The following is a 7,951-nucleotide window of genomic DNA, read 5'->3' as shown; positions in this document are numbered from 1 at the left end:
AGTCGTATTCCTGATCGAACCTGTCAAAATGCGCTCGAGTTACTAATCCCAAGTGAGCCGCCATTTAATCGACAAGTTACATTACAAATAAAATGTAACGATACTCAAAATTGGTCTCAGTACGTGCATGTAAGAATAGTTGAAATGGCACCTGTTGTGATCGCTAACGCAAATTTAGTGCGAGGTGAAGTAATAACAAGTTCTCACTTAAGTATTGAAATGAAACCAACACATTTTGTTAGAATGCAGTATTTAGATAACCCAGAAATACTTATTGGAAGTAGGAGCAAACGCAACATAAGAAGCGGGATGCCTATATTACTTAACCAAATATGTATGGTGTGCAAAGGTGATTCTGTAAACATTTTAGCTAACCTTAGAGGGTTGAAAATAAAGACAACGGGAGTTGCTTTAGAGGACGGAACAATTGGAGAACAAATACGTGTTAAAAACAAAAAAACGGGTAAAGTTTTAAATGCACGAGTGGATGGTGTAGAGTCGGTGCAGGTAAACATTTAATTCAAAATTATGCTAAAGTATTCTTCGTAGGTGCCGATATGTTGGCATAAGTTGGGTAATATACAGGTTTATTATTATGGTCAGTCAAGTTAATTCAGGTAATCAACAAACTGCTGCTTTAGCTAATGCTAAGCAACAAAAAGTTGATTTACAAAGAGATAATGTAAATACGCAATCACTTCAGTCTGCTTCACCTAAGGCCGCCAGTGACTCAGTAAGTCTAACGCCGCAAGCGAAAGAATTAAAAACGTTGCAAGAAAAAGCGCAGCAATCATCTGGTTTCGACAGTGATAAAGTTTCAGAACTAAAAAAAGCAATTACTGAAGGTAAGTACCAAATTGACAATGAAAAGTTAGCTAAAAACTTAGCTAGTTTCGAGTTTGACGTATATGGCTGATCATAACAGTTTAATTATCGTCAAGCTGAACGAGCAAGGAAAATGCTTAGATTCATTAGCCACCTTATTAAATGATGAGCTGACCGCGATTGCGTCTCGACGTGGCGAAGGTTTGAAAGAAATTGCTCAACAAAAAATGCCTTTTTTAACTAAGTTAAATTCTCTTGATAAAGAATTAAACAAACTCATTGCTAATAACGACGAACTGTCAGATGAAGTTCCTGATTTAATTTCCATTGTGCGTAGTAAACTTGAAAAATGTAAAAAACAAAATGATGTAAATGCACATGCGGCGCATCAAGCTCAATTGAGCGTTAAACAATTGAAAGAGATTTTAATTGGTGCTCCTTCCTCAACTACATACGATCAAGCCGGTGGCGAAGTAAACACCAACAGCCAACTTGTACGTAACCTAAAAGCCTAGATTGATTGGGTATAATAAAAAGTCATCATCCCTAATTAAATAAATTTAGTAATACGTTACTTTCTTTACTTCTCGAGGTTTAACTTCACCTATATATAAATCGTGAACACGTTTCATATTTAATTCAAGCTCAGTTACATAAGTATCATCTACAGCATACGTTTTAATTACTTGCGCCCCTTTTATAATCCCCTGCACTTTACTTTGTAAATAGTCATCTTGCGCTATTGAGCCTGCAACAGTAGTTCCGGCGGTAATTTTTTGCCCGTAAACTTGTTCTGTTAATTCTCGATAAGCCTCCAGCTTTGACGCTTTAATAGCCATTAGTTGCTTTTGCGAACTGTTAACGCCCTTTTGCAAGCTGATAGGCGCATAACCAATCGCTTTTATAATAGGGTAATTATTTGGCGCTACATATTTATATTCAACATGTTTATCAAACACGCTACTGCAACCACTTAGTGCTAAGCACCCCAGTGTGATAGATAATGATATTGCTCGCATTGTACATCGTCCTAATAAACTAATTATGTAACTATATGCACGTTTAATGCCATTTATAGTATTAAAAACAACGTTGGTATAGTCCTTGCTCTAAACACACTACTAGCTAAAGTTTAATTGGAGTAAGTGTATGAAATCGTTTTTATCATCAGTATTTGTAGGATTAAGCGCAACTGCTTTATTAACGTTTTCACCTTTCACAAAAGCGCAGTGGTATGAATCGACTGGGCACGCACTTGTTCAAAATGGGGATATGAGCGCAGCCAAATCTGCCGCTATAAAAGACGCAATAACCCAAGCTTTAGTATTTTCAGGCGCAAGAGTAAGCTCAGTGCAAACCTTGGTAGATGGCGTGTTAATGCAAGATCAACTTAAAATCAGTAGTCACGGTGAAATTCAAAAAATTGAGCTTATAAGCGAAAATAAATACGACGATAAATTTGCAATCACACTGCGCTTAGACATTTTCGCTCAAACAGAACAATGCCCGCAAAACAGCTTTAATAAATTTTTAGCTGTAACCCAAAGCCAGCTTAATCATCGCGAGCAAGCAAAAATGGGTCAAATTTTTGACATAGATAAAGCGGTTAGCAAAAATATTTTTTCGGCGCTGCAAAAATCAAAAATGAGTGCAATACCTGTTGCCTATTACAAAAACGCTATCAAAGTTGATAAATATTTTACTCAACAACATGATTACTCCACTGCCCAGTTAGAAGAAATTGCAACTCGCAGCAACGCTCAATATGTTTTATTAAGCCAAATAACAAACCTATCGACCAGTAATAAACTCAATAGTGAATATGCGTTTTGGCAAGATGAAAGCTACCAGCGTAGCTACCAAATAGAATTAACATTGTTTGATGGCACAACGTACGAGCAACTTTGGCAAAATAGCTATCAAAGCCAAGCAATTTGGCCATTCGAAAAAACAGCCATAATTGATGTAAACAGTGATAGATTTTGGCAATCACCTTTTGGGCAAAGTATAAGTGAAATAAATCACTCTTTAAGTTACGACATACAAGCTGCAATGGCGTGTTTACCAACGCAAGGTAAAATAATGCACATTGAAAACAGCAAAATAGTCTTAAATTTAGGTAAAGCACACGGTTTACAAAAAGGCCAACTGCTCAGCATTGCACATCATAATTACTTAACGGATGCAGCGGGTAATGTTATGCCGCATAAAGTAACCACACTTAACACCATTCGCGTTGAGCAGCTTTATCAGCAAACCGCAGTAGCAGTCAGTATTGATGACAAACCACTACCTGGCGTGCAAATTAACGATGTAGTAGAAATAATCAGCCAAGATCTTTAATTAACCTTTTTAGTTAATTTAGCTTTTAAATTAGGGTGAGCAGACAACCACTCGCCCAATTGTTCTACACCAGATAAATGCGGATAATGCTTTCTGCATGCAAATACCACATTACGCTGCTGATTAGGAAATATAGGCATGTAGTCAATACCCGCCCGCTCTGTGCAAGCAAGCTTTGGTACAAATGTAATACCGTCATCCATGGCCACTAACGCTAATAATGTTTCTAAACTATTACCTTTATACTGATTAGATACATCGACTCCTGCAGAAAAACAAAACTTTTGGGCTTGATCTTTAAAGCAATGGCCATCACTTAACATTAGTAGGCTGCACCCTTGAAGGTCGCTTAACGCCACTTTTTTATGCTTAGAAAGCGCGTTATCTTGTGATACCGCCACTAAAAAATCTTCTTTGTATAGAGCAACCGTATGATAATTAATAAGTTCTGGCACATCGGCTAAAATAGCAAAGTCGAGTTCGCCATTATTTAAAGCTTCTAAAATTGTTGCTGTTTGCATCTCAATAAACGAAAACTGACTATCAATAAATGCCGCTTTCATTGATGTTAATAACGCAGGCAACAAGTAAGGCGCAATGGTAGGAATTATACCAATGGTTAATTTGCCTTGCAGGGGTTCATTTGATGTCGCGGCTAATTCTTTCAGTATTTGTGTTTGCTCTAAAATCAGCTCTATTTGCGCCAATAAACGAGCGCCTTTACTCGTAAGAGTAACTTGCTTGGTGGAACGATCAAATAAAACAACACCCAGCTCTTGTTCAAGTTTTTTTACTTGCCCACTTAATGTAGGCTGGCTAACAAAACAGGCATCGGCAGCTTTACGAAAATGTTTATAGTGCGCGATTGCTTTTACATATTCGAAATCTTTTAAGTTCATATTCAGCTCCACCTGATAGTTTATAGCTATCAGTTTAATACAAACAAACGATTGGAACTATATTTAATTATTCACCATAATAGCTATCAACAAATCAAGAGGAACAAAAACTATGTTAAACAATATCGAAGGTCAAACAATCCCAAGTGTTACATTTGCAACTCGTGAAAATAACGAATGGAAATCAGTAACAACAGATGACATTTTTAAAGGTAAAACGGTTGTAGTGTTTTCACTACCAGGTGCATTTACACCAACATGTTCATCAACTCACTTACCGCGTTACAACGAATTAGCAGGCGTACTTAAGCAAAACGGCGTTGACGAAATTGTATGTTTATCAGTAAACGACACCTTTGTAATGAACGCATGGGCTGAACATCAAGAAGCGCAAAACATTACTTTATTACCAGATGGCAACGGCGAATTTACTGACGGCATGGGCATGTTAGTAGACAAAAATGACCTAGGCTTTGGTAAGCGCAGCTGGAGATACTCTATGCTGGTTAAAGATGGTGTAATTGACAAAATGTTCATCGAACCAGATTTACCAGGCGACCCGTTTGAAGTATCTGACGCAGACACAATGCTTGACTACATCAACCCTAAGCAAGCTAAACCAGAACCAGTAAGCATCTTTACTAAACCTGGCTGCCCTTTCTGTAAAAAAGCGAAAGAGCTACTTGCAGAAAAAGGTTTCGCCTATGAAGAGATTGTTATGGGTGCTGGCGCATCACTAACAAGCCTTAAAGCTGTATCTGGTCGTGATACTGTTCCACAAATATTTATTGGTGGTAAACACATTGGCGGCTCAGACGATTTAGAAAAATACTTTGCTTAATTAAGTAAAAATTAACAGGGGCCTATTGCCCCTGTTTAATAAAGGATACCTACTATGAAAGAATTGCAAACCGATGTTGTTGTTATAGGCGCAGGTACAGCTGGTTTAAGTGCTTATCGTAATGCTAAACAGTTCACACAAAACGTATTAATGATTGAATCAGGCCCATACGGCACCACATGTGCACGTGTTGGTTGTATGCCAAGCAAGTTATTGATTGCAGCCGCCGAAGCCGCACACGCAATTGAAATGGCACCTGCATTTGGTGTTCATAGCTCAAAGCCAGTCATTGACGGCAAAGCAGTTATGGCACGCGTTAAAAGTGAACGAGATCGTTTTGCAGGATTCGTAGTAGAAGCCGTAGATGAATTACCAGATGGAGATAAAATTCGTGGTTACGCTAAATTTTTAGACACAAACCGCGTACAAATAGACGATCATACAATTATTACAGCAAAACGCTTTGTAATTGCCACCGGTTCACGCCCTTCATACCCTGGCGTATTTAATAACTTTGGCGACAAACTTATTATAAACGACGACGTATTTGATTGGGATGACCTACCAGAATCAGTCGCTGTATTTGGCCCTGGTGTAATAGGTCTTGAAATTGGCCAAGCACTTAGCCGACTAGGCGTAAATGTAAAACTATTTGGTGTAGGCGGCGCAATTGGCCCACTTACAGATCCAGTAGTAAAAGACTATGCAAACACTGTGTTCGCTCAAGAATTTTTTGTAGATACCGACTCAAACGTATCTAACATGATGCAAGTTGGCAACAAAGCACAGCTAACTTACACCGACAAACAAGGTGAAAAACACACCGAACAGTTTGACTACGTACTTGCAGCCACAGGGCGAGTACCTAACGTAGATAAACTAGGCCTTGAAAACACCGGTATTGAACTTGATGAACGCGGCGTACCGCACGCAGACACACACACAATGCAATGTGGTGAGTCGAACATATTTATAGCCGGTGATGCCAGCAACATGATCCCATTGCTACACGAAGCATCTGACCAAGGTGCTATTGCGGGTCAAAATGCAGGGCGCTTTCCAGATGTGCGTATAGGTCTGCGCAGAGCTAAAATTGCAGCTGTATTTAGCGACCCACAAATAGCAATGGTAGGCGAAAGCTACAAGCAAATTACTGACCGATTAGGCCCATGCGGTTGTTTTGAAGTAGGCGAAGTGAGCTTTGAAAACCAAGGCCGAAGCCGAGTAATGCTTAAAAACAAAGGCCACATGCGTGTATACGCAGAGCAAGGCACAGGCTTATTTTTAGGTGCTGAATTTATTGGCCCACAAGCCGAACACATTGCTCACTTATTAGCATGGGCTGTTCAAAACAAAATGACCGTACCACAAATGCTTGATATGCCATTTTACCACCCAGTAATTGAAGAAGGCTTACGCACCGCCCTTCGCGACTTAAACGCCAAACTTAAATTTGGCCCAGACATTGTAAACTCATGTATGGAATGTGGCCCAGGCGCATAAACTGCTCATTGCACATACACTTGCTAACAAAGGCCAAAGTATTTACTTTGGCCTTTTTATTTTTATAAATTTTTTAAAGCAGACCTCTCAAATAATATATTTACTGTTACACTCAATTGATAACTCAATTAAAATGATGGAATAGCTATGTCCAATAATAAATTTAGACTTGTTACACGCAGTGATTTTGATGGCCTAGTATGCGCCGTCCTTTTAAAAGACTTAGACCTAATTGACGACATTTTGTTTGTTCATCCAAAAGACATGCAAGATGGCAAAATAGACATTACCGAAAACGACATTACCACCAACCTTCCCTACGTTGCAGGTTGTCATATAGCGTTTGATCATCACCTTAGCGAAACCGTACGTAACTCAAACGACATTAAAAACCATATTATTGATCCGCAAGCCCCTTCGGCTGCACGTGTAGTTTATGACTATTATGGTGGCGCTGAAAAATTTCCGAATATCTCAGTTGAAATGATGGACGCCGTAGACAAAGGTGATGCTGCTCAGTTTTCAAAAGACGAAATATTAAACCCAACAGATTGGGTATTAATGAACTTCATTATGGATGCACGCACAGGGTTAGGCCGTTTCCGTGAGTTTAAAATTTCAAACTACCAATTAATGATGAAACTCATTGACGCCTGTAAAGACCAAAGCATTGAACAAATACTACAAATAGAAGATGTAGCCGAACGTGTTGCTTTATATAACGAGCATAACGAAAAAGCAAAAGAGCAAATTACTCAATGCGCCACTGTCCATAAAAATTTAGTGGTACTTGATTTAACCCAAGAAGAAACTATTTACGCTACCAACCGCTTTGTTATTTACGCCATGTACCCCAACTGCAACATCTCAATTCATAAACTGTGGGGCCTTAAAAAGCAAAACGTAGTGTACGCAATTGGTAAATCAATCACCAACCGTACCTCAAACACCAATGTTGGCGAGCTATGCTTAAAATATAATGGTGGCGGGCACTTAAATGCCGGCACTTGCCAAGTAGAAACAAGCCAAGCTGAAGCCGTACTTAGTGAGTTAATCGATACAATTACAAGTGATGGTTAGACATTAAAATTTAGCGTTTTTTAAACTATTAATAGAGCGAGTAAATTGACGTTTACTCGCTTTTTTTGTGTATAAAAATAATAAAGCATACTTACAAAGCTATTACGATGGAGAACTCATACTCGAAGTAAAAGGCTGATTAAACTGATTAAACAGGACAGCCACTCTATCTAATTGTACAAATAATATTGTGTCATTAAATTTACTTTTTTGACCAAGAATTCATTTCTTTTTATATTATTATTTTTCGGGGGGATTACCAAATAAGCCATTATCACTGTTAAACTTAAATTACGCGCATGAAAATAGCTGCATCATTGCAGTTTTAATTTTTATTGAGTTGTTTAAACGTTATGCGAGTAGCTTTTCGCAGTTACTTATATTCGCTCGCCGTTTTCGGTTTAAGTTTTCACAGTAACTCACTTGTGAAGTGGGCCTCCCTACTGCACCGTGAAATACG

General features: G+C 38.5%; 9 protein-coding genes and 1 pseudogene. 7 read left to right on the top strand and 3 right to left on the bottom strand.

Translation table 11 applies throughout. The features are described 5' to 3' along the window. The 3 genes from flgA to flgN form a co-directional block, all read left to right on the top strand. The coding region (gene flgA / locus P20495_RS20285; protein WP_033015281.1) for a flagellar basal body P-ring formation chaperone FlgA at positions 1-519 on the top strand (519 nt) is incomplete at its 5' end. Positions 520-595: 76 nt separating this feature from the next. Continuing rightward, the gene (flgM, locus tag P20495_RS15050; protein ID WP_008134686.1) at positions 596-916 is read left to right on the top strand and encodes a flagellar biosynthesis anti-sigma factor FlgM; all 321 of its coding nucleotides are present in this window, start codon (positions 596-598) and stop codon (positions 914-916) included. After that, the gene (flgN, locus tag P20495_RS15055) at positions 909-1,340 is read left to right on the top strand and encodes a flagellar protein FlgN (protein WP_007378715.1); all 432 of its coding nucleotides are present in this window, start codon (positions 909-911) and stop codon (positions 1,338-1,340) included. Before flgM ends, flgN begins: the two co-directional genes overlap by 8 nt. 45 nt (positions 1,341-1,385) lie before the next feature. Here flgN and P20495_RS15060 read toward each other — a convergent pair whose 3' ends face one another. Continuing rightward, positions 1,386-1,844 carry an LPP20 family lipoprotein gene (locus P20495_RS15060; protein ID WP_007378716.1) on the bottom strand — a complete coding sequence of 153 codons (459 nt, stop codon included), beginning with the start codon at positions 1,842-1,844 and terminating at the stop codon, positions 1,386-1,388. A 130-nt stretch (positions 1,845-1,974) separates the two neighbouring features. On the opposite strand from P20495_RS15060, the gene P20495_RS15065 reads away from it, so the two are divergent. Further along, entirely contained in the window at positions 1,975-3,168 is a 1,194-nt protein-coding gene (locus P20495_RS15065) for a flagellar assembly protein FlgT (protein WP_008134685.1), read from the top strand. Here the strand turns inward: P20495_RS15065 and P20495_RS15070 are convergent. Next, positions 3,165-4,067, bottom strand: a complete 903-nt coding sequence (locus P20495_RS15070; RefSeq protein ID WP_007378718.1) for a LysR substrate-binding domain-containing protein — start codon at positions 4,065-4,067, stop codon at positions 3,165-3,167. The two genes, P20495_RS15065 and P20495_RS15070, sit on opposite strands and share 4 nt — an antisense overlap. A gap of 112 nt (positions 4,068-4,179) precedes the next feature. On the opposite strand from P20495_RS15070, the gene P20495_RS15075 reads away from it, so the two are divergent. The 3 genes from P20495_RS15075 (at position 4,180) to P20495_RS15085 (ending at position 7,491) form a co-directional block, all read left to right on the top strand. Continuing rightward, positions 4,180-4,908 (top strand): glutathione peroxidase, encoded by a 729-nt coding sequence (locus P20495_RS15075; protein WP_007378719.1) that lies wholly within the window; start codon positions 4,180-4,182, stop codon positions 4,906-4,908. 54 nt (positions 4,909-4,962) lie between these two features. Then, complete coding sequence (locus P20495_RS15080) at positions 4,963-6,411, top strand: dihydrolipoyl dehydrogenase (RefSeq protein ID WP_008134684.1); 1,449 nt, start codon at positions 4,963-4,965, stop codon at positions 6,409-6,411. Positions 6,412-6,558: 147 nt separating this feature from the next. Further along, positions 6,559-7,491: an exopolyphosphatase gene (locus P20495_RS15085; protein ID WP_007377501.1), complete on the top strand. Its 933-nt coding sequence runs from the start codon at positions 6,559-6,561 to the stop codon at positions 7,489-7,491. 351 nt (positions 7,492-7,842) lie between these two features. Here the strand turns inward: P20495_RS15085 and P20495_RS22435 are convergent. Continuing rightward, positions 7,843-7,951 (bottom strand): annotated as a pseudogene (locus P20495_RS22435) (transposase); the annotation flags it as partial.

This window comes from Pseudoalteromonas sp. BSi20495, from assembly GCF_000241185.1.
In the GTDB taxonomy this organism is placed as follows: domain Bacteria; phylum Pseudomonadota; class Gammaproteobacteria; order Enterobacterales; family Alteromonadaceae; genus Pseudoalteromonas; species Pseudoalteromonas fuliginea.
This window is presented reverse-complemented; position numbering and strand designations above follow the sequence as displayed.